A 22,658-nucleotide genomic window follows, 5' to 3' on the forward strand; every position below is an offset into this window, starting at 1 on the left:
TCGCTTTTTATTTGATTTTCGTTAGCGTATCACCGTTTGTATCTGCCGCTGGAGCAGGCTGTCCTTCCACTGGACGACCACCTTTTGCCTTGTTGACGACAAATGCAACGCCCGTTTTAGGATTTACACGCACGTGGTTTGGATGTGAGCCAGTTGGCAGATCAGCCAATACTTCGTAGGATTTCGCATCGATCACCGTCGTCGTTCCTGTTTGTCTGTTGGCAGAATATACGCGATTGGTTTTCTTATCGTACGTGATACCGATAGCACCTGCTCCTGATGGAATACTTTTCAAAATTGTACCCGTTTTAGCATCTAATACGGTAACCGTTCCTGATTTTTGATTAGCGACGAATAGACGATCGTCAGCAGATACTAAGTTTACGGGTGATTCACCGCCAGAAGGATAGCTTTTCTCTACTTGGCCACTTTTGATATCGATCACAGCTACTTCATTCGTGCCCATATTGGTCGCGAAGAATTTGTCTTTCTTTTTATTGAATGCCAATGCTGTCGTTGTTTTACCGGTATTAGGAATCGTACGCACTACCGTGTTGGTTTTACCATCAATTACCCAAATATCACTTGGATCGCCTACGTTGGTTACATACACCATGTTGTTATCTTCGTCTACCAATACCTCACGCGTGTGCGACTTTTCGCCACCGGCGTTGAATGTCGCCAAGACTTTTTTGGTTTTTAAATCCACGGCGCTTACCGAATTGGTTCTGGTGTTGGTGGTATACACCACTTGCGTTTTATTATTGATGCCTAATCCGAAAGGAGGATTATCTTTCATCGAAATGCTATCGACAATCGCTAAGGTTTCTGGATCGATTTTGTATAGAGCACCACCTGGATTCGATCTCGAACCAGCGCTAGACACATAAATATGTCCATCAGCCTGATTGATAACCGCTTCGTAAATACCAGCTCCAGCTGGAGCTGATTTCTCTACTTGCTGCGCCGAAGTACCTTGAGCAGCACCCAATAATCCTAAGGCCATCACCAAGCGTGCGGCATTTTTCTGATGTTTGTTGATATGTAAGTTCATGTTTTGAATAAATAAAAAATATGTATTTAGGATTGATTCTCTTTTTGAGCAAGCTGGGATGTCCACCAGCTATAGAAATAGGGAAAGGCTTTTTGCCAGTACCAAGCACCATGTCGGCCATCTGGCTCGATCGCCACCTGTATCTTCTGCCGGCCGCTATCTTGCATCATCTGGAGGATGCGTTCAATATCGTCGTGCATGCGTACGCGGCTGCCGTCCGGCTTTATGCGATTCTCGTTACCTCCACCATAAAAATAAAAATGAGGGTTTGAGGATTCATTTTTCGCGGGAATTTTGGCAATCGCTTGGTCAATATTTCCTTCATCCAACCAAATGGAAGGTGATAACACACCGACTGTGCCAAATACCTCAGGATGTAGCAAGCCTGCGTAAAAGGTGAGTAAACCGCCTACCGAACTTCCTGCCATCGCCGTATGTGCACGATCCGCCTTGGTGCGATAATGTTGATCGACGTATGGTTTTAAGATCGCTACGATATCGGAGAGATAGGCTTCGCCTAATGGTTGTGGAAAAGAAGTGGTCGAGCGCATGAAATATTCATTTTGCCGCTGCTGGATATCTTCCGCATGCGCAATGGCCACCACGATGGCTTTATCCTTTGCTTCATCAATCGCTTCGTCTACGCGCCATTCCAACGGACCGATTCTTCCTTTAGAAGTTGCTTCGTCAAATAGATCTTGCCCGTCGTGCATATAAATAACGGGATAGCTTTCTTGCGATTGTGCATACCCTTCTGGTAAGTAAATCCACACACGGCGCTGTACATCCAATGTTGGAAAGTAAAATGCGCTATCTAAAACGTGAACTTGCGGAGTCGCTGTCGAAGTGGGAAAATCATCTCGCCAACCATATATCGTGGCTGTGACTGCGGTATCGCCGGTAACAATCAGCTTGATCGGACCTTCTAAATTTCCTTTGGCAGTAGAAGCCAACGTTTCCCAGTTACCACGCGTAAATTTATATTCAAAAAGTCCTTTAGGAACCGAAGGAATGGTGACCTGAATCGATTTGCCGTATCCCGGGATAGCGCCAACTAGTACCGCATCTGGTTTCCAACCATTAAAAGCACCTGTTATAAAGAAATCCTCGCCAACATGTGCCGATTGATCCCGGTTGTGTATCGTAATGCGCACATCATAAAGCACTTGTGCCATTCCCCACTTCGCTATTAAAATTGTTGTTAGGCATAGCAGCCAAACCCTCGTTTTCATATTGCTATCGGTATCAATGTCTGCTTATGTGTAAACAGATCGCTAATTTAGACATATTCTAAACAAATACCAATTCTCATCCCGTATAAATGCTGTCCAAACACCTAACCTTTTGATTTTATTAAGATTTAATCTAATTTAGCAGAAAATATTATTTCTGTCGCCACATGAGCACAAAATCAAGCTTCTTTTTGTTCATTACTTTTTGCTGGATATGTGCTTCTTACGCCCAACAAAATTCGGATGTATATGGCCGTGTGAAGAATCGTCATGCTAGTCCTTTGACAGGCATCACGGTTACTTTGGGCGAGCAGCGCATAAGCACCGATTCGTTGGGCAGCTTTGTTTTTCGCAATGTTGCCAATGGCACACAAATAGTGCATTTGTCGGGCATCGGGTACCGAGAGCAAGAGGAAATCGTGCAAAAAGTAGCAAACGAATCATTGTATTTAGATATCACACTTTCCGCAGACGACACCGAGATTGCCGAAGTGCAAGTCGTGGGACAATCCGATACCGAGCGCGCGCGCAGACAGGCGATTCGCAGCATAGTCGTCGACACGCGTGCAGTTGCAGAGCAACCTGTTACCTTGGCCGAGTTGATCAATCGTTCGCCGGGTGTGCGCATTCGCCAAAGCGGCGGACTGGGCAATGCGGTCGATGTTTCGGTCAATGGTTTTCAAGGACGTGCGGTCCGCTATTTCAAAGACGGTGTACCATTAAATTACTTATCTGGCGGATACGGTATTCATAATATTCCGGTGAATTCGCTAGAACGCGTAGAAGTATTTAAAGGTGTGTTGCCCATTTCGTTGGGTGCAGATGCCTTAGGTGGCGCGGTCAACTTGGTCACCAAAAGTTTGCCCGTAGGCGATCAATTGGATGCGAGTTATGAAATTGCCTCTTTCAACACGCATCGTTTTGCGGTCAATGCATCCACGCGAAAACAGAATGGTTTTTACACGGGTTTAGAAGCTTTTTATAATTACTCCGACAATAATTACAATGCTTTTGTGATGGTGCCCGATCCTAATACGGGCAATCCGAGCGAACAATCGGTAGAGTTATTCCACAATGCTTATCGCGGTGTGTATGGTGAAGCATTTGTGGGCGTGAAAGATAAGCCTTGGGCCAAGGATTTACGGTTCAGTCTCGCTTATTTTGATGTGGAGAGACAGCAACAGCATCCGGTACTGATGACATCGCCGTACGGTGCCGCTTTAGCGAAGCAATCTTCTGTGATCCCAACTTTACGCTATGTCGGCAGCTTTCTCGAAGATCGGTTGACGGTCGAACAATTTGCGGTGGCCAATACCTTGAAGTTTAATACTGTCGACACTTTGCAAGGTCGCTACGATTGGTTTGGCAACCTCACTTCTACACCGGGCAATATCGGCGAAAGTGGTCGCCCGTCCTTATCCGACATTCGTATCCAACAAATCACTTCTCGCACGACGCTGAGCTGGCGCTGGAATGCCAACAATACCTTATCTGCCAACTATACAGTAACAGGAAGTAAGCGTACCGGCGAAGATCCATTAGGGCCTCGCTTTGCAGATTCTGATATTGACGTGCTTTCGGCTCGCACGCGCTTTGGCAAACAGATTTTGGGATTAGATTGGTCCGGCAAAGTAAGCGATCGTTGGTCTTATTCCATTATGGGCAAATGGTATCATTATCGCTCACTGGGCACCGAGGCCTGGGCCAATCGCCCGATTTCGGAGAACGAAGAAACGTCCGTTTCGAAGAGCTACTTCGGTGCTGGCGGATCGGTGAAATATGAATGGGATGCCGACAGAAATGTGCGCTTCTCTACCGAATATGCGTATCGTATTCCCGAGATTGATGAACTGTTTGGAGACGCGGTGTGGACCGTTCCGAACTTCGATCTAAATCCAGAACGCAGTCTAAACTTTAATTTGGGCACGCGTAACCGATTCCGCAATCTCAGCTATGAGGTCAACACCTTCTACCGACGTACACGCGGATTAATCCTGTTGGTACCGGTATTAGCGCCGTATGCACAGTTCCAAAACATCAATAATGTAGAAGGTTATGGCGTGGAGCTGGATTTAGCGCATCCAATCAATTCTTTCTTGGATGTGAGAGGAAACGCAACTTGGCAGAGCCTTCGGCTGATGGGCTTTGATTTACCGAGTGATCAATGGCGCAATGGCGCACGCTTGCAAAACACACCTTATTTCTTTGCGAACCTGGGCTTGAATGCGCATATCGACGGCGTCGGAAAGCCCGACAACAGATTGGATGTGTATTTGAATTACAATTTTGTACGCGAATTTTACCTAGAAACTATTCCTCGCCAAGCCGAACCCAGAGGTTTTCTAGGCTTATCAGGCAGTGCAAGCGTAGCATCTGACCTCATCATTCCCAACCAAAATTTACTCAGTGGTGGTCTCAGTTACCGCATGAAAAAGGATAAATACCGCATCAGCATGGAAGTCAAAAACATGCTAAACGCCCGACTATACGATTACTTCCGCGTACAACGTGCCGGACGTAGCTTTCACTTAAAACTCACCTATCAACTATTCAATGCACATGAAAACTAAATTTATATTTCAAGCACTTGCGCTCTCTTTATTCGGATTTACTGCTTGCTCGGATGATGCTCCAAATCCTGGAAACGAAACAGAAAGTGTCTATCTAATACAAACTATGAGCGAGGTAACTCAATTGAAACCTGGCTTTATGAGCAGCTATGCGGATTTCCCTTCGGGAACGATCTCTAATTCGGCGCAGCCTACAGCATTCCTTGGGCAAGCCAATGAAGGATGGCGTACGCATAATGGCAACGTGTATAAAATGTTTAACGCGAGCTTCGAACGAGGCATTCACAAGCTGAACATCACTTCGCAAGGCGCAATCTCTTATGGCGCATCGATCCTGACGGGCAATACCTTGAACGGTTCTGGAAATTTTGTGATCGAGAACGATACGAAAGGCTATTATTGGGATGGTAATGAGCCTTGGGCTATCCAAACATTTAATCCTTCAGTAGTGCAGAGAACAGGAAAAATCGAGGAAGATTTTGAAGCCAAACTACGAAGAGATGATGCTCGTATTACCTTTCAAGGGATTGGACAACACTTTTTAGCTATCAAGGGCGGCAAGCTGTATGCTGATATCGTATATAGCAGCGGGACGGGTATGGCGAGAGGTATGTTCAACGATGTGTTTAATGATGTTTCTATTGCGGTCATTGATTTGGCTACGCAGAAATATGAGAAAACCATCACCATTCCGAATACGCAATCCATTGCCTTCATCAATGATAATGAAATGTATTCTTTCGATACCAACGGCGACTTGTACATCTTGTGTCAAGGTGGTCCAGGCGCATTAGGTGGTCGTTCGAAAATTGCGCGTATCAAAGCAGCGGAAACGGTAATCGACGCAAGCTGGGAATTGAAATACTCAGATATTTATTCAGGAGACACCGGTAAATTCACGAGTTTGCTGGCCAAAAATGGCAAACTAATCGTGTTTGCTAACTCGGTACCATTGTCCCTTACGCCTAATAATATCAATACAGGCGAAATCTGGAAGTATCACGTCGTCGATATCAATTCCAAAGCGATTACTGCCGTAGAAGGTGTAGAACTATCGACTAACTCTGGTGGCGCTTACGCGGCATTTGAAATAGATGGTCGCATCATCTTGCGGGTAAATGCACCATCCAAAGCGGGCGTAACTGGTTATTACGAGTTGAATGGCAATCGTGCGCAGCAGATCATCCATGTATCCGATGGTCATGCAGCTGGCTTTACGAAAGCAAACGTGCAGTAAGATCCACAAGCATATAGACACCATCTTCAGAGCAGAGCAAAAAAGCCACCGTATTGGGTGGCTTTTTTGCTGTAAGCAAGTTTTTTATAATAATTTGCAACATTGCTCACATCGTGGCGACTATAGAATAGAAACAAGATGAAAAACACTAGGATAAGATAGTAAGGTGAAAGCGAGCTGGACCGATAAGGAATTAATAGACTTATGTCTTGCTGGTAAGGACAGCGGGTATACACGGCTGTACGAACGGTATGCTACGTCGATCTATAACTCGATCTATCGGCTCGTGAATAATATGGCAGAAGCCGAAGACTTATTGCAAGAAGTATTTGTCAATGTATTTTCGAATGTGAACCGTCTGGTAGAGCTGGATAGTTTCGAAGCTTGGACGAAGCGCATTGCCATCAACAAAAGCATTTCGCATCTGCGCAAACGTCGTATCTATTTTACCGATATCGATGAAGTACAAGGATCGGAAATACTACGGGAAGACGAAGAAAACGAGTGGCAGCAAAGTCGCGTAGAGGACATCGAACAGGCGATAGAACGACTACCCGATCTGACAAAGACTATTGTCAATCTGTTTCTTTTTGAGGATATGTCGCAAGAGGAAATCGGCGAAACATTGGGTCTGTCACACACGGCAGTACGCAGTCAGTATCACCGAGCGAAGCAAAAAATAGCACAAATGATAAAAGAGAAAGGGTGTTATGGAAGATAAGTTGAAAAAATTTGTGAACGAGAATAGACAGGCGTTTGATCGGCATCAGCCTTCACCGCTCGTTTGGGATCAGATTAAGAAAAAATTACCGCAGCAGACCGACGAGGCCGCGCAGCAAGAGGAAAATGTTACTCCGATCAAGCGGATGCGTCCAACGCGTATTTGGTATGCCGCAGCATCGATTGTAGCCATATTAATGGTGAGCGGTATTGTTTGGAAACAACTCGATCGACAGCATACGGTTGTAGACAACAATATAGCATCTCAGATTGCGCAAACAGAACAACCGCAAAACAACAACAGTATACAAAGTCAAACTGCTGAACAGCCAACGCCAGACGTTAGCAGCGACAAGGATGGATTGACGTATGATATCGATGCGCGCACAGCGAATGCAGCGACGAGTCAAACGAAAACACCGACACGTAATGATCAGTCAATCCGCGTAGAAACGGAAGATCCGTTAGAAAAATCCTATGCTTTGCTTTCGGATGAAAGTTCTGCGATTAATCGAATGGAAGGCGTGCTGCAATTGGCGAGTATGGATTATGTACCGGATGCCGGTATGGCAAAAATCCAGCAGCTCATGGGAAGCGATCCCAACGAGAATATCCGCTTAGCAGCGTATGATATCTACATGGAACATACTTCGGCAGAGCAAAAAGAACAACAAATTCAGGACGTATTCCTGCAACAAAAAGACCCAGCCATGCAAGTAGAGCTCATGCAAGCCATGGCTGGCGCAGAAGATCTTAAGATCAACGATGCTACGACCAAACGTTTGGAAGCGATCGTAGAAGATCCCTTGGCTATTGACCTCGTGAAAAATCAGGCCTATGCCGTATTAATGAAAAATTGGTAAAACACAAGACTATGAAAACTCAGATAATCAGCAGCGTAATAGCTTTGTTAGCTATGTGTACTTGGGCTACAGCGCAAACACAACCCAAACGACCGCCTGCGGCGGTATTTGGTGAAGATGCTTTAAATCCAGCAAAATCCAATAACACAAATCGTGAACGAAAAGAATACCGTTTTAAGAAGAACAGTGGGAAACTACTCGTGAATGCCAATGCGATCTCCGTAGAAGGATACGATGGCAATGAAGTGGTCGTGACTACTTGGGCAGAACGCTCAGAACAGGACGAGCGTGCCGCGGGCTTACAAGGCATCAACAGCTCAGGGTTGAAGGATAATACCGGTGTCGGACTACAACTTACCGAATCGGATGGTATTGCGATACTCAGTGTCGTAAATCGTCAGAAATTGGACTCGGTGCATCTTCGGTTACCTAATAGAATTGCATTAGCGATTAAAGCACCGTCTAGTTGGGTAGAAGGTGGTATTACCTTAAAAGATCTCTTGTCGGACATCGAAGTAAGCAGCACCTTTGGTGATATAAAATTACAACGAGTTACTGGACCGATGACCATCAAAACGGTACATGGAAACATTGAAGCAGTATTAGATAAACCAGTGAAAGGGCCTGTGTCTTTAATATCAACTTTGGGCTTCATTGATGTCGCTGTTCCCAAATCAACACCCGCCAATTTGGAATTGCGCACCACTTTGGGCGAAATTTTTGCGGCCGAGGAACTCAACATTGACCTCAAGCCAGCGACGAAGCAAAAAGATCATACGATTGTACTCTCAAAGACAAAGACGTATGTAAATACGGATAGTTTAAGGAACAAAATTAGCATCGACCTGCAATCAGAAGGCTTATTGGACTCTATTGGAACAGTCGTAGAACAAGCCATGGAATCCGCTAATGTGGCGCTGGAATCTGCTTTTTCAGAATTACCACAGTCATTTACGATTTCTGGTTCGTCCAATCGAATCCAAGGCACAATCAATGGTGGTGGTGAAAACATCAACTTGCGCACCACGCATGGCAAAATCTACTTACGCACCACCAGCAAGTAAGAACGAAGTATACCAAGCAATGCGCAAAAGTCGTCTTTAAAATGCGTAACTTTGCCACCTGCATAAATCAGGATTCTAATGGCAAAAGATAAGACGGTAGATCTGGGTGAACAACGTGAGGTAGAGGTTTTTGGAGCAAGGGTACACAATCTTAAAAACATTGATGTATCCTTTCCCCGTAATGAACTGGTCGTGATCACCGGCTTAAGTGGTAGTGGAAAGTCATCCTTGGCCTTCGACACCATTTATGCCGAGGGACAACGACGTTACATGGAAACTTTTTCGGCGTATAGCCGTCAGTTTCTGGGCGGCATGGAGCGCCCCGATGTGGATAAAATCTCTGGTTTGAGTCCGGTTATTTCTATCGAACAGAAAACTACGTCAAAAAATCCCCGATCTACCGTCGGTACTATTACCGAAATTTACGATTTCCTGCGTTTGCTGTATGCACGTGCTGGCGAAGCGTATTCTTACGTCAGCGGCCGCAAGATGGAGCGCATGTCTGACGATCAGATCATCGATCGCATTATGGAAGAATACGCAGGCGATCCCATCTATATTTTGGCACCGGTCATCAAAGGTCGGAAAGGACATTACCGTGAGCTATTCGAGCAAATCCGCAAACAAGGTTACACCAAAGTACGTGTGGATGGCGACATCTTGGATGTGGTTGCCAAAATGCAAGTAGACCGATACAAGATCCACGATATCGAGATCGTTATCGATCGCTTGTATGTTAATGAAGAGGATCGTAAGCGTTTGTACACCTCCGTATTGCAAGCATTGAAAACCGCTAAAGGAATTATCAAGATTGTTAATAAAGAAGATAAGGAGAATTTCTACAGCCGCTATTTGATGGATGCAGAATCTGGGATTTCCTACGATGAACCACAGCCCAATACGTTCTCGTTCAACTCGCCTTATGGCGCTTGTCCGAAATGTGATGGATTAGGTTATGTATTTGAGATTGACAAACAAATGGTCATTCCAGATCGTTCTTTGAGCATTCAGAAAGGTGCTATTGTACCGATTGGCGCGCTGCGCGAATCTTGGACTTCCGCGATCATTAAAGCCATCGCCGCCAAATTCGACTTTTCGCTTACAGCGCCGATCAGCAAACTGACAGAAGAGCAAATAGATCTGCTTTTGTACGGTGCAGACGAGCCTATTCCACTCACCGTTTCCTATGGTAGCTATGGCGCCAGAGAATATAAAGTTAATTTTCAAGGTATCTTTACGATGTTGGAGGAGCACGCTCCAAAACAACAGGAAGATAGCAGACCGGTCGAAGATTTTCGCACGAAAGTAACCTGCCCTAGCTGCAAAGGCGCAAGATTAAAACAGGAATCCCTCCATTTCAAGATGGATGGCAAGAATATTTACGAGTTGGCTTCGACCGATATTTCCAATCTGTATGCTTGGTTTGAAGGTTTAGAAGATCGTCTGAACGATCGCCAGCGCACGATTGCGACTGAGATTCTAAAAGAGATCCGTACGCGTTTAGGCTTCCTGCTGGATGTTGGACTTACATACCTTACGCTCAACCGTAGTTCGAAAACCCTTTCGGGTGGCGAAGCGCAACGTATTCGATTGGCCACGCAGATTGGCTCACAATTGGTCAATGTATTGTACATTCTGGATGAGCCGAGTATTGGTCTGCATCAGCGCGACAACGAACGCTTGATTCATGCCTTGAAAAACCTGCGCGACATCGGCAATTCGGTGTTGGTGGTGGAGCATGATAAAGATATGATCTTGCATGCCGATTATGTAATTGATATGGGGCCATTGGCCGGTTTACATGGCGGAAAAGTTGTGGCAGAAGGCACTCCACAAGATATTTTGAAAGCGGATACGCTGACTGCGGCTTATCTAAATGGCAGAAAAGAAGTAGCCATTCCTGCGACACGACGTGCCGGCAATGGCAAAGAGCTGGTGCTTTCGGGAGCAACTGGGCACAACCTCAAGAAAGTAGATGCGGTATTCCCGCTAGGAAAACTAATCGCTGTAACCGGCGTATCTGGTTCTGGAAAATCCAGTTTGATTACAGGAACACTGTACCCAATATTGAATCATCATTTCTTTCGCGCTAAAGCGACACCGCTTCCTTACAAATCCATTCAAGGGCTAGAGCATATTGATAAAGTGATCGAGATTGACCAAAGTCCGATCGGACGAACACCACGATCCAATCCATCAACGTATACCGGCGTTTTCTCCGACATTCGCACGCTATTCGTGCAGTTGCCCGAAGCCAAGATCCGGGGTTACAAACCGGGACGTTTTTCATTCAACGTGAAAGGCGGACGCTGCGAAACCTGCCAAGGTGCAGGTTTGAAAATCATCGAAATGAACTTCCTGCCCGATGTGCAAGTACCCTGTGAAAACTGTCATGGCAAACGCTATAACCGCGAAACATTGGAAGTACGCTATCGTGGGAAATCAATTGCGGATGTATTGTACATGAGTATCGATGAGGCAGTGGAGTTCTTTGAAAACATCCCTTCCATCTACCGCAAAATTAAAACCTTGCAAGATGTTGGCTTGGGCTATATCACCTTAGGACAATCTTCTACCACACTATCTGGTGGCGAAGCACAACGTGTAAAGCTAGCGACCGAGTTATCCAAAAAAGATACCGGGAGTACGTTCTACATCTTGGATGAGCCGACTACCGGCTTGCATTTCGAGGATGTGAATGTATTGATGGGCGTGATTAATCGTTTAGTGGATCGTGGAAACAGTGTCCTGATTATTGAACACAACTTAGATGTCATCAAAACGGCAGACTGGGTGATCGATATGGGGCCTGAAGGTGGCGCCGCAGGCGGTACCATGCTATTTGCTGGCGTACCCGAAGATCTGATTAAAGTGAAGAAAAGCGAAACGGGAAGATTCCTGAAAGAAGAGATGAAACCTCAAGCAACCGCAACGGTTTAAAGGTCTTTCAGGTTGACCACGACTGGTTGTCGGAAACGGGTTTTAACTGGCTGACCATTGCGCAGCGCCGGTTTCCAGCGTGGTGAACGTTTCATCACGCGCATGACTTCTTCCTTAAATTCCGGACTGATCTTATCGGCATTGAGCACTTCTATGTCGCAGACTTGACCGTCTTCACATACGGTAAACTCCAAATTGGCCTGCTGTACCAACCCGAAGCTGATATAACTATCTTCATCGATGCTTTCCTGTATATTGCGCACATTCAGGTGTTTATTCAGGAAGTTGCTCCAGCCTCTTGCGCCACCAGAAAACCGCGGAATCACATCCACCTCGCTATAAATGGTATCCACCGAAATATGATTTCCTATATGGGCACGAGCAGGGCTCATGATCGCACTCAGCGAAAGTACGAGCACGACCAAGAAGATGTCTTTTATTGCTTGCATATTTGTATTTTCTACCTTTCTAAGAGTTAAGAAACAAAAATCACTCCACGAAATAAGCCGTATAATGTTACCCGGGCTGAGCCTAATTAGGAAAGTGGCAAATCTACCTGCTCCCGAAAATTGCCATGTTCATCAGATATAAAGCTCATTGGTTGTTCCGGATTTTTGATAATCTCGAAAAGTGTGTATCCCCACGGTTTCCAGAAATTCTCCAGCACCTGTCCATAGGTTTTCACTTGCCAATGATCGAAAATAGGCTTCATCGTCCAATCTTGCATCGGCATTGGCTCTACATAGATCATATTAGGCGTGTCCATATAGGTGTATTCTGGCAGTTTATTAAACAGGTACGCAGAATAGAAATAACGCGCACAGATTTCTTCAAACTGGATCGGATGCAATACTTTGTCTTTTACCGCTGCCAGCACATCTTCGTGATAGATGGCATGCGTGCCATTGTCTTGTAGCGTAGCGATGATCGCAAAATCATTCATCCGCAAGGAGAATATCAAGGTATTGATTTCATCGCGGTAAATAAACGTTTCGGACGCATTTTCTACTGGAAGCACTAGCACAGAAAATGGATTTCTATTTTCAAATTCCATTGGGTGAATGGCCGACTGCAACATCGTGTGCATATTGCGAAATTTGTGCACCAACGCCTGCGAGAAGTTCATCTCTTCGCCACTCATTGTAGCCTGCCGAATACCGGCTTGTATTTCATTAAACACCACGCCATATAAGATCTTGGCGACCCATTGAAAAAGAATCGTGGTTGGTAATTCCTTCACGGCCGTATAGCCAATAGCCATGGCACGTTCGACCGCCGATTCTACCGATTCTAGCTGCAATGCCGCGTCCGCAGAGCAGGGCAACTTCAACTTTTTGTATGTGGAAAAGCTTTCATCCAGCATCTTGAAGGGCTGTTCTTCCAAATTGAAAGCACGCATCATCCATACGGGGAACACCTGAATTTGCTCATCAGCAGAATGCAATGCTTTGCCAGTCAAAAAGCAAGTCTGGTTATCAAATGTAAAATCCAGAAAAGGGTTATAAAGTCGTGTCGCCATATCTCGGACAAAGGTAGGGCTTTGCATAAATTATTTGACACAATGCTCAGCTAATGACGTAAAAATGGCGATGAATGACTATAACGAAACAGAAAATCCTAAAAATGTATGTACTTTTGCGCCTTAATCAATAAATTTTATTCGTGCTACGTCTGTTTACGCTATTTTTTATCTTTTTTATCGTTGTTGCAAATGGTGTATATGCACAAACGGATTCTATCGCAAAGCGAAAATCTCCCATCATTTTTGAAATGGAAATAGAAAATGGGGGCATCTTACAGCAGAAAAACGCGAAGGTCGCTTATCAAGATGCTTATTACGAAGGCATCAATTTCAAAGTGGGCTGGCAGCAGCGAAATAAAGAAGACCCCTATTTCGAATTATACAACAATCCGATTTACGGAATTGGATTCTATTCCAGCACCTTTCATAACGACATTATCGGCAATCCGTATGCGCTGTATGGATTCGTGCAGACGCCTATTGCGCCGAGAGAACACAGCCGTTGGTCGTATGATTATCGCATTGGATTAGGTTTATCAGGAAATTTTTATCCATTTGATGAGGAAGATAATCCTTTGAATTTAGTTATTGGTTCGAAGAACAATGTATTTATCGATTTTGGCATACGTGCGCAATATGCGTTTCATCCCAAATGGCGCGCCGGTGTAGGATTGGCCTTTCATCACTTTTCCAATGGCGCATTGGCTTTGCCAAACTCGGGGGTGAACCTCGTACCATTGACAATCTCTGTTAATTATCAACCAAACCCGATACCAGTAAGTGCCCGAAAAGCAGATATTCCGCCTTATAGCAGGCGTACACTTTTCCACATCAACTATGGTGCAGGCGTGAAACAGCTTAGTCAAGATAATGATCAGCTCTATTTCAAATCTACGGTAAGTGCGTATGCTAGCCGGCATGTAAGTCACAAATGGCGTATTGGCGGCGGATTGGATCTTTTCTATTCTTCTTCGGGCAATGATGATGAAGTTGCCGGCGATAAATCAGGTGATTTAGGCTCCAAACTTTCGGGCGGCCCGTCGTTTTATTTAGCGCATGTGCTCAACCAACGATTGGTATTGAATGGGAATGTGGGCTATTACATCCACAATCAAGTCTTCAATGGGGAGATCAACAAGTTCTTTCTACGCGCAGGAGCACGTTATTATGTGTATCAAAACATCAATGCGGGCGTATCCATCAAAGCACACATGGGAAAGGCGGATTTCATCGAATGGACGGTCGGCTATACGTTTAATCGTTAGCTCGGTTATTCTACCGGGCTAACGCGAAGATTTTCGAAAGTCAAGGCCGCTTCTACCAGCTGACCTTGCTTATTCTTCACGCCTTTCAGCACAGAAGTTTTGCCTTTCTCCAAGAGATTTTTCATTTCCTTTTCTTCTATAAATACACCATTCAAAGTGCGCCATATCTTGAAGTCGCAACCTTGCGCATAGCGATCACACTGCGCAATCTTTTCGTACAGATCGATGTTGCCGGGTTGGCATTTCGGACATTTGATCTTGCCTTTTTGTTGGGGTTTGGCTTCTTCCTGCGCCATAGCAATTTTCAACTGCAACAGTTCGCCGGTAATCTTCGCCGTGTAATCTTTGATATGCTTCATGAAGACATCGTAAGACACCTTGTTGGCACGCATTTCTTCTAGCTTTTGCTCCCATTTACCCGTTAAGGTGACTTTGGCAATAGAGCGATCTTTGACCAAGTTGTAGATTGTCAACCCTTTATCCGTTGGTACCAATTTTTTCTTTTCTCGGCGGATGTATTCGCGTTGAAATAAGGTTTCGATGGTAGCAGCGCGTGTGGCCGGCGTTCCCAATCCACAATCCTTCATCGCTTGGCGCATTTCCTCATCTTCGATTTCCTTACCAGAAGTTTCCATCGCCTTTAAGAGGGAAGCTTCGGTATGTACAGGTTTTGCTTTAGTAAATCGCTCGGACAACGCCAGCGAACGCATCTCATGCCATTCACCCGTCGTCAACTTCGGCAATTGCGCGTTTTCGTTATCCTGATCTTCACTGCCTTTTTCCTCTTCCGCAGCTGGTTCCACCTGCTCTGCCGATAAGCGCCATCCGTATTGGCGAATAACCGTTCCTTTGGCAATCAGCTCTGTATCTGCGGCTTTCAGCACGACGGTCGTAATGTCTTTAATACATATTTCGGAAAAACTCTCGACCATTCGCTTCGCGATCATCTCATACACATGTTGTTGATCTTTGGGCATCGGCCCCGGTTTCTCGTCGGTCACGAGCAGAGCATGGTGATCGGTGACTTTCTTGTCATCCACCGAGCGCTTATTGAGCTTCGCTCCGATCAGATTTCTGCTAATCGCCGCAATACTTTCGGGTCCGGTAGCGGCCAAGTGCTGAAATAAGGGATCGACAGTTTCAAATACATCTTCTCCGATATACCGCGAACCCGTACGCGGATAGGTAATGACTTTCTTCTCGTACAGCGTTTGCGCAATGCTCAGCGTTTGATCGGCCGAGTAGCCGTGTTTTTTATTCGCATCTTGCTGTAAGTTGGTCAAATCGTACAACAAAGGTGGCGGTTCTTTAGTCTCTTTGGCTTCGACCTGCGTAACCTCGGCATTATCCCCTACTTTTAGCTGTGCAAATCGTGCATCAGCATCTTCTTTTTTATCAAACTTATTGGATGTAGCGGTAAATGCAATCCCGTCTTTTTCAAAACCAGCTTGAATCTTGAAAAACGCTTGGGGCTTGAAATCAAGATTTTCCAGATAGCGCGCGCAGATCATGGCCAAAGTCGGCGTTTGTACACGACCCAAGGATAATAAACCTTTGTTTCCTGCGGCCAACGTAATCGCTTGTGTGGCATTGATACCGATGAGCCAGTCGGATTCTGAACGAGATCGTGCCGACATATATAAGCTATCGTACTCCGTACCTTCTTTCAAAGCGGCAAAACCCGCTTTAATGGCTTTATCTGTTTGCGATGAAATCCACAAACGTTTGAACGGCACATCAGATTTGAGGTAATAATAAATATTGCGAAAAATCAATTCCCCTTCGCGCCCCGCATCCGTTGCCACAATGATTTCCTCGGCTTTGTCCAACAAGCTTTTGATCGTGTTTAGTTGCTTGGCTGCGCCACCATCATCGATCTGGCGACCATCTTTACGTACTTTTTTTACTTCCAGTGCAAATTCGGATGGGATGATCGGCAAATTATTGGCCGACCAGCTATGATATCCATACGCCTGCGGCGTGCACAATTGCACCAAATGCCCAAACGCATAGGTAAAAGCATAGCCATTTCCTTCGATATAGCCATCTCTAATATTTTTCGCTCCCATCACTCGCGCCAAGTCCCGCGCAACAGACGGCTTCTCCGCAATTACTACTTTCATGCTTTATATTATCGAAACGTAAGGATCGTGTTTAGTCTAAGGAAGGAATGGTAATTCCTTGTATTTTGCGGTACAAATCTACGGCGTACACATCGGTCATACCCGACACAAAGTCTAGCACAGAACGGATCTTGCTGTACACATCGTCGGACGACGCATGAAACTGCTCTGGAATCATTGCAACAACCTTTTCATCAAACTTAGTCTTTTTGGTTTTAAGACAAGCAGGCAAGAATTCGCCCAATAAGGCATTCATTACTTTAAAACCAGCAATTTCAATCTGAACCACATTGGGCGCATTATAAATACGCTTTATGGACAGCTTTTCAATGCGCTTCATCTGCTCAACCAAAGGCTGATCCAAGGCATCGATCAGCGAAGACTGGAATGTGCCTGATAGCAATTCGTCTTGTTTGTCGGTAAATACCTTCGCACAACCATGAATCAACGTATTTATGGCTTTAGCGCGCAAGAGCGACACGCGGCTTCCCTCGTCGGCCAGTCCATCCAATCGCTCGCGCAGATTTGCATCTCCGCATAGCGGCAATAATAACTCCTCTACTTCGGGATATGATAGAATTCGCAGATGATGCGCATCTTCCAAATCGATGATATTATAACAAATATCATCAGCCGCTTCTACCAGATAGACCAAAGGATGACGCAAATATCCTTCCGGATTTTCGGGATCTACTTTTAAACCGAGCTCAATTGCAATCTTATCAAAAATGACTTTTTCGCCCTCAAAGAAGCCATATTTCTTGCGATGATGATTGCCTTTAATGTGCCCGTCAATGGCACGGCAAGGATATTTTACAATCGCAGCAAGGCTGGTGTATGTTAGCGCAAAGCCTTTATCGTCTTTCCCATTAAAAGCATGTGTCAAAATGCGTAGCGCATTGGCATTACCTTCGAAATGAGTCAGGTCTTCCCATTGCGCTGCTGTAACCTTATCCTTAAAATCTAGCCCAGCGCCGTCGGTGAAGTAAGATGAGATAGCGGCTTCGCCGGAATGTCCGAAAGCCGGATTACCCAAATCGTGAGACAGACAAGCAGCTGAAACAATATTGCCAACCTCCTGCAAAAAAGGAACCTCTATGTCAATATTGGGATTGTTTTTTTTGGTCATCATGTAAAACAAGCGACCTAAAGATCTTCCCACGCTGGCCACTTCTAAGCTATGCGTCAATCGGTTGTGTACAAACACGGATCCAGGCAATGGAAATACCTGCGTTTTGTTTTGCAATCTGCGAAAAGGCGAGGAAAAGATTAGGCGATCGTAATCACGCTGAAACTCAGAACGTGCATCGATCTGATCGTTCAGCTCGCGTGCTTCGTAGCCCCATCTTTTGGCCGATAATAGTTGTTTCCACTGCATGTAACATCGTGTTTTGACCGTCAAATATACGGTTTAATCGGGAGAAGGGGAATGCCAGTCGATTCACTTTTAGGCCCTAATCTGCCATTTGTCGGGATTGAAAATATTCGTTATCTTTAGTCATCGAATAGATAGAACGATCTTATATGACCACATACCATCTCCCTGATCCCACACATTTCAAGACAAAGCACCGCGACAAAAACACCCATCTTATTGTGCTTCAAAATCAGGCCGGTATGCAAGTTGCACTGACCGATTATGGCGCGCGGATCGTGAGTATTATCGTGCCCAACCAACAGGGCGAGCCGACCGACGTGGTCTTAGGTTTTGATAACATTGGAGATTATTTGAAAGCGGAAGCGAAGTTTTTGGGGACAACGGTGGGGCGCTATGCCAACCGGATTGCAAATGCTCGTTTTGAGTTGGACGGCCGAGAATACCTGTTAGAGAAAAACAATGGTAGTAACTGCCTGCATGGCGGTAGCGATGGATTTCATGATCGCGTTTGGGATCGACAAGTGAGCCTGCAGCATAAAGTCGATTTTTATTATACCGCAAATGATGGCGAAAGTGGGTTTCCCGGCAACCTCAACGTACATGTATCTTATGAGTTGACGGATGAAAATGAATTGAAGATTGCTTACAGAGCAGTAACCGATCAAAAGACTGTACTTAACCTGACCAATCATGCGTATTTCAATTTGCATGGCGAAGGCCAAGGTGAGGTACTGGATCATTATGTACGCATTCCGTCTAGTCAATATATCCCGACCAATGCAGATCAAATCCCGCTAAATATGGGCGAAGAGGTCGCGACTACGCCATTTGATTTCCGAGCCGAAACCCTTATTTCGGATCAATTGAACTTGAGTAACCCGCAACAGGAAATAGCCAAAGGATTTGACCACAGCTATGTCGTAACTGTTGGCGATAAAGAACCTTTAGCCACGGCGCGATCAGCTTCTTCCGGCATTCAGTTGGAAGTTTTCAGTACTGAACCATCCGTTCATTTTTACACCGGTAATCACTTGTTTGGTAAAGATACCGGCAAATCTGGAAAAGCGTACACACCTTATACGGGCTTGTGTTTTGAAACGCAGCATTTCCCCAATTCGCCGAATATGCCCGAATTTCCGTCCGTGGTACTTGACAAAGGACAGGAATACCAGTCTAAGACGATATATAAATTTTCTCTGCACAAATAAAAACAATAAATTTAAACACGTAATCGTGTATCAAACAACAGTTTATCAGTTCCATTCGCAGAACACGAATGTTCAGAATCTTTTAAGCAGACTCTCAAAAACTAAGTTTATACGTATATGAAAAACATAAAATGGATCGCGCTAGCCTGTAGCGCCGTATTGTACTTCCAGCAAGCTAATGCACAGGAAGTAGTGGCCGCTAAAGATGGCGCGACCTACGAAGAAATTGTAGCACAGATCAATAAATTAGCAACAAGTGGCACCGAGGAAGACAAAGTGCTCTTGAAGCAAGAAGCGGAAGCACTAGCTCAGAAAAAAGATGAAGACCAATTGAGTCTGGCAGCCATGGTATACGAGAGAGCTCTCGATGATGAAGCGCGTGCACAAGAAATTCGAGCGTCAATTGAAACTCAATATCCTCAAGGTAAAACCGTGCGCAACAAAGCGTATTCTGACATGATGAAAGAAGTTGGAGAAGATGCTTCGGCAGCTGATTTTGAGCAACAATATACTGCTTGGGCACAGAAATATCCTGCTGCTAATTATGCTGAAAAAGATCAAGCCATCTATCAAGCTGGTCTATATCACTTATCGTCCCGTTATATCAAAGAGTCGAATACAGCGAAGACACAAGAACTCTTAAAACAACTAAAAGGTTCTGATTACTATGTGACCGCCATCTCGAATGCCTTTGCTAAAGCAGAGGAAGAAAAACAAGATTTGAGCACTTATTCTACCTTATTGAAAGATGCTTATGCCATTGGTAAGGCTGCCGCGGAATCAGAAGACCCCCAAATTAAGAGAAGTAATAATGCGTACTCTTATAATGCAGTAGCACCACAATACGCCTCTTTACTAACTGCAGAGAAAAACTATGATGAAGCCATTGCGATCACGCAATCTTCGTTGGAAGAATCTCATTACGGCGGTTATTATGCCTTGCAAAATGCTCGGTCATTAGGCAACGCCTACACACAAAAGGGCGACAAAGCTAAAGCTTTGGAAACGTACGAAAAGTTTATCGCTGCGAATGGCAAAGATTCTACGATCGTAGCAGAAGCGCAGATGTTGTACAAAGACGTGCATGGTGACAAAGCTGACTTCCAAGCACATCTTGCCGACTTAGATAAGCAAATGACGGAAGCATATTTTGCGAAATATGAGCAGGAAATGAAGAAAGAGGAAGCGCCTGCATTTACATTAATGAATCGTGAAGGCAAAGAAGTTTCCTTAGCATCATTAAAAGGTAAAGTAGTCGTACTAGATTTCTGGGCGACTTGGTGTGGACCTTGTATCATCTCATTCCCTGGTATGCAAGCAGCTGTTAACAAATATGCGAACGATGAGGAAGTAGAGTTTCTATTTATTGATACATGGCAACGTGAAGAAAACTACAAAGAGCTAGTAGATGAGTTTATCGCAAAAAACAACTATAACTTCAACGTGCTATTTGACGAAATGAAAGATCGCTCAAAAGCAACGGTAACAGCTTATGGTATCCAAGGTATCCCTGCGAAAGTGATAATCGACAAAGATGGCTTCATCCGTTTCCAAAACTCTGGATCAGAACCCAATGTGGATAAGTTAGTAAAAGAATTGGACACCAAAATTGCTTTGGCAAAACGCGGTTAAGGAATATTAGAAAACATATTGAATGTATAAAAACCTTTGGAAAAATTCTTCCAGAGGTTTTTTTTGCTCTAACCAAAACGGATACCTGTGGCAACAAACTTATAACAGTATCCTTACGCACTTTTAATTTTCCCTTAATCTTTGCTTGCGACCTTTGTCGGTGATGCATGTATCACCTACCGATGAAGATTACAGCGGCGAGCTTTTAGCAGATTCGCTGGATTTGACGACCCAGCAAGTCGTGAGTCATGCGCAACTATCTGCCATTTTTCAACGTAACTGGCAGCGGTTGTACCGACTTGCCTACCATTTGCTAAAAGATAATGATGATGCCCAAGATGTGGTGCAGGAAGTATTCATCAACTTTTGGGATCGGCGCAATGAGCTACAAATCCAGACCAGCATTGACCAATATTTGTACGGATCGGTACGCTACAAAACCCTCACCCGACTACAAACCAGATTAAGCCACAACAAGCGGAACATTCCCTTAGAAAATGCTTTAGTGGAAAGTTTTGCCGAAGCGGTAGACCCAGTTTTGGTGCACGAATTGCAGGAGGAGATCGACCGACAGGTTAGTTTACTACCTGAAAAAATGCGACAAGTTTTTTATCTACGTACCGTAGAATGCCTGACCATTCCGCAGATCGCAAAACAATTGCTGATCTCGGAAGCAACCGTAAAAAATCATTTGGCTGCCGCCAGACGAAAATTGCGAGCACAATTAGGCGATGCTGCTTACCTCACGGTAGCACTTGTGCTAAATCACTTTTAGTAGCCTGATCAGCGCACCAATTTTTAATAGACTGGTAACGATTTCATAACACAACCCACTAGTCCTCCCTTCGCCTTTTCTAGACTAATAAGTAATGAACAGTACTTATATGCAGCGGAAAGAAATTCAGCAAATCGTAGAAAACTACCTTAAAAAGAAGAACACCTTAAAGCAGACGGAGGCGCTGCGACAGTGGCTTTCGTTTTTGGTCAAGAAACCGCTACCACATAGCGAAGATGAGCAGGAAGCCATCCGCGAAAAGATATGGTTACACATTGACGAAGCGACTTATCCAACGGAACAGCGCACCTCGACAACGCGAAATAGCCGCATCTCAATCTGGAGTGCTGCGACCACAGCTGCCGCCTCGCTTCTTCTCACGTTTGGTCTGTATCATTTCTTTCAACCGGAGCGTCTAATCTATCAAACGGGCGCTAGCGAAACCAAGCAAATCACATTGCCCGATGGTTCGACCATCGCGCTGGAAGCCAACTCGCACGTAGAAGTAGGTTCAGATTTTCAGTCGGATACCGCACGCACCATCCATTTATTGACTGGTCACGTTTTCTTTCAAGTGCAGAAAGATACTTCCCGACCTTTTAGAATTAAAGGACCAGCGATGCAAACCGAAGTACTGGGAACCTCTTTTCGCATTCGTTCTTATGAAAACGAATCGCTATGGCATATCGCTGTAAAGACTGGGAAGGTAACTGTATCATCGCTACACGATCCGAGCAAACAATATACCCTAATCGCTGCCGACAGTTTGGTGTACAGCAAAACGGACGATGAAGTCCAGCGCTATACACACGAGGTTGCTAGGACAGGCACGTTGCTCTTCCATGATGACAACTTTCAAAATATCGCTCAAAAGCTACAGCAGCGCTATGGCATCGCTATTATTCTCGAACAATCCTTAGCAGACGATCACAAATTTTCGGGCGAATTCACTACGCAGGATGATATGGAAGACATTCTAGAGATGATCTGCTTGGCTACCAGTACAACCTACCGACATGAAAATGGAAAAATAATTATTCAATCCAAATAACAAACTGGAAAGAGTGGCTGTACA

At 44.9% G+C, this 22,658-nt stretch carries 17 protein-coding genes; 11 read left to right on the top strand and 6 right to left on the bottom strand.

Going from position 1 to position 22,658, the window contains the following annotated elements:
- Window positions 1–7 precede the first annotated feature (7 nt).
- Both AC3IRT_RS15690 and AC3IRT_RS15695 read right to left on the bottom strand, forming a co-directional pair.
- Window positions 8–1,054, bottom strand: a complete 1,047-nt coding sequence (locus AC3IRT_RS15690) for a YncE family protein (protein ID WP_489394151.1) — start codon at window positions 1,052–1,054, stop codon at window positions 8–10.
- A 26-nt stretch (window positions 1,055–1,080) separates the two neighbouring features.
- Window positions 1,081–2,286, bottom strand: a complete 1,206-nt coding sequence (locus AC3IRT_RS15695) for an alpha/beta hydrolase (RefSeq protein ID WP_489394152.1) — start codon at window positions 2,284–2,286, stop codon at window positions 1,081–1,083.
- A 167-nt stretch (window positions 2,287–2,453) separates the two neighbouring features.
- Here AC3IRT_RS15695 and AC3IRT_RS15700 point away from each other — a divergent pair, with 167 nt between their 5' ends.
- From AC3IRT_RS15700 to uvrA, 6 genes are all read left to right on the top strand, one after another.
- Window positions 2,454–4,856 (top strand): TonB-dependent receptor domain-containing protein, encoded by a 2,403-nt coding sequence (locus AC3IRT_RS15700; RefSeq protein ID WP_489394153.1) that lies wholly within the window; start codon window positions 2,454–2,456, stop codon window positions 4,854–4,856.
- A complete protein-coding gene (locus AC3IRT_RS15705) occupies window positions 4,846–6,093 on the top strand; it encodes a DUF4374 domain-containing protein (RefSeq protein WP_489394154.1) in 1,248 nt (415 codons plus the stop codon). The genes AC3IRT_RS15700 and AC3IRT_RS15705 overlap by 11 nt, the downstream gene beginning before the upstream one ends.
- A 166-nt stretch (window positions 6,094–6,259) precedes the next feature.
- Window positions 6,260–6,814 carry an RNA polymerase sigma factor gene (locus tag AC3IRT_RS15710; protein WP_489394155.1) on the top strand — a complete coding sequence of 185 codons (555 nt, stop codon included), beginning with the start codon at window positions 6,260–6,262 and terminating at the stop codon, window positions 6,812–6,814.
- Window positions 6,804–7,676 carry a hypothetical protein gene (locus tag AC3IRT_RS15715; RefSeq protein ID WP_489394156.1) on the top strand — a complete coding sequence of 291 codons (873 nt, stop codon included), beginning with the start codon at window positions 6,804–6,806 and terminating at the stop codon, window positions 7,674–7,676. The genes AC3IRT_RS15710 and AC3IRT_RS15715 overlap by 11 nt, the downstream gene beginning before the upstream one ends.
- 11 nt (window positions 7,677–7,687) lie before the next feature.
- A complete protein-coding gene (locus tag AC3IRT_RS15720; protein WP_489394157.1) occupies window positions 7,688–8,740 on the top strand; it encodes a hypothetical protein in 1,053 nt (350 codons plus the stop codon).
- Between the two features lie 78 nt (window positions 8,741–8,818).
- Window positions 8,819–11,680, top strand: coding sequence for an excinuclease ABC subunit UvrA (uvrA, locus tag AC3IRT_RS15725; RefSeq protein ID WP_489394158.1), 2,862 nt, complete (start codon window positions 8,819–8,821; stop codon window positions 11,678–11,680).
- Here uvrA and AC3IRT_RS15730 read toward each other — a convergent pair.
- Both AC3IRT_RS15730 and AC3IRT_RS15735 read right to left on the bottom strand, forming a co-directional pair.
- Complete coding sequence (locus AC3IRT_RS15730) at window positions 11,677–12,129, bottom strand: energy transducer TonB (RefSeq protein WP_489394159.1); 453 nt, start codon at window positions 12,127–12,129, stop codon at window positions 11,677–11,679. The two genes, uvrA and AC3IRT_RS15730, sit on opposite strands and share 4 nt — an antisense overlap.
- An 86-nt stretch (window positions 12,130–12,215) precedes the next feature.
- A complete protein-coding gene (locus AC3IRT_RS15735; RefSeq protein WP_489394160.1) occupies window positions 12,216–13,226 on the bottom strand; it encodes a hypothetical protein in 1,011 nt (336 codons plus the stop codon).
- Window positions 13,227–13,342: 116 nt separating this feature from the next.
- Here AC3IRT_RS15735 and AC3IRT_RS15740 point away from each other — a divergent pair, with 116 nt between their 5' ends.
- A complete protein-coding gene (locus AC3IRT_RS15740) occupies window positions 13,343–14,467 on the top strand; it encodes an acyloxyacyl hydrolase (RefSeq protein WP_489394161.1) in 1,125 nt (374 codons plus the stop codon).
- Between the two features lie 5 nt (window positions 14,468–14,472).
- Here the strand turns inward: AC3IRT_RS15740 and AC3IRT_RS15745 are convergent, their stop codons facing one another.
- A complete protein-coding gene (locus AC3IRT_RS15745; protein ID WP_489394162.1) occupies window positions 14,473–16,590 on the bottom strand; it encodes a type IA DNA topoisomerase in 2,118 nt (705 codons plus the stop codon).
- A 31-nt stretch (window positions 16,591–16,621) separates the two neighbouring features.
- Window positions 16,622–17,968, bottom strand: a complete 1,347-nt coding sequence (locus AC3IRT_RS15750) for a deoxyguanosinetriphosphate triphosphohydrolase (RefSeq protein ID WP_489394163.1) — start codon at window positions 17,966–17,968, stop codon at window positions 16,622–16,624.
- A gap of 146 nt (window positions 17,969–18,114) precedes the next feature.
- Between AC3IRT_RS15750 and AC3IRT_RS15755 the strand changes: the two genes are divergently transcribed.
- From AC3IRT_RS15755 to AC3IRT_RS15770, 4 genes are all read left to right on the top strand, one after another.
- Entirely contained in the window at window positions 18,115–19,176 is a 1,062-nt protein-coding gene (locus tag AC3IRT_RS15755) for an aldose epimerase family protein (protein ID WP_489394164.1), read from the top strand.
- 117 nt (window positions 19,177–19,293) lie between these two features.
- Window positions 19,294–20,808, top strand: a complete 1,515-nt coding sequence (locus AC3IRT_RS15760; protein ID WP_489394165.1) for a TlpA family protein disulfide reductase — start codon at window positions 19,294–19,296, stop codon at window positions 20,806–20,808.
- 163 nt (window positions 20,809–20,971) lie between these two features.
- Window positions 20,972–21,583: an RNA polymerase sigma factor gene (locus AC3IRT_RS15765; protein ID WP_489394166.1), complete on the top strand. Its 612-nt coding sequence runs from the start codon at window positions 20,972–20,974 to the stop codon at window positions 21,581–21,583.
- Between the two features lie 109 nt (window positions 21,584–21,692).
- A complete protein-coding gene (locus AC3IRT_RS15770; RefSeq protein WP_489394167.1) occupies window positions 21,693–22,634 on the top strand; it encodes a FecR family protein in 942 nt (313 codons plus the stop codon).
- Window positions 22,635–22,658 lie beyond the last annotated feature (24 nt).

The sequence above is a fragment of the Sphingobacterium sp. KH_072 genome, from assembly GCF_057837975.1.

Excerpts from the sequence above, each read along its gene's own strand:
- AC3IRT_RS15690 (WP_489394151.1), bottom strand. The coding sequence starts at position 1,054 with ATGAACTTACATATCAACAAACATCAGAAAAATGCCGCACGCTTGGTG.
- AC3IRT_RS15695 (WP_489394152.1), bottom strand. The coding sequence starts at position 2,286 with ATGAAAACGAGGGTTTGGCTGCTATGCCTAACAACAATTTTAATAGCG.
- AC3IRT_RS15700 (WP_489394153.1), top strand. The coding sequence starts at position 2,454 with ATGAGCACAAAATCAAGCTTCTTTTTGTTCATTACTTTTTGCTGGATA.
- AC3IRT_RS15705 (WP_489394154.1), top strand. The coding sequence starts at position 4,846 with ATGAAAACTAAATTTATATTTCAAGCACTTGCGCTCTCTTTATTCGGA.
- AC3IRT_RS15715 (WP_489394156.1), top strand. The coding sequence starts at position 6,804 with ATGGAAGATAAGTTGAAAAAATTTGTGAACGAGAATAGACAGGCGTTT.
- AC3IRT_RS15720 (WP_489394157.1), top strand. The coding sequence starts at position 7,688 with ATGAAAACTCAGATAATCAGCAGCGTAATAGCTTTGTTAGCTATGTGT.
- uvrA (WP_489394158.1), top strand. The coding sequence starts at position 8,819 with ATGGCAAAAGATAAGACGGTAGATCTGGGTGAACAACGTGAGGTAGAG.
- AC3IRT_RS15730 (WP_489394159.1), bottom strand. The coding sequence starts at position 12,129 with ATGCAAGCAATAAAAGACATCTTCTTGGTCGTGCTCGTACTTTCGCTG.
- AC3IRT_RS15735 (WP_489394160.1), bottom strand. The coding sequence starts at position 13,226 with ATGCAAAGCCCTACCTTTGTCCGAGATATGGCGACACGACTTTATAAC.
- AC3IRT_RS15745 (WP_489394162.1), bottom strand. The coding sequence starts at position 16,590 with ATGAAAGTAGTAATTGCGGAGAAGCCGTCTGTTGCGCGGGACTTGGCG.
- AC3IRT_RS15750 (WP_489394163.1), bottom strand. The coding sequence starts at position 17,968 with ATGCAGTGGAAACAACTATTATCGGCCAAAAGATGGGGCTACGAAGCA.
- AC3IRT_RS15755 (WP_489394164.1), top strand. The coding sequence starts at position 18,115 with ATGACCACATACCATCTCCCTGATCCCACACATTTCAAGACAAAGCAC.
- AC3IRT_RS15760 (WP_489394165.1), top strand. The coding sequence starts at position 19,294 with ATGAAAAACATAAAATGGATCGCGCTAGCCTGTAGCGCCGTATTGTAC.
- AC3IRT_RS15765 (WP_489394166.1), top strand. The coding sequence starts at position 20,972 with ATGCATGTATCACCTACCGATGAAGATTACAGCGGCGAGCTTTTAGCA.
- AC3IRT_RS15770 (WP_489394167.1), top strand. The coding sequence starts at position 21,693 with ATGCAGCGGAAAGAAATTCAGCAAATCGTAGAAAACTACCTTAAAAAG.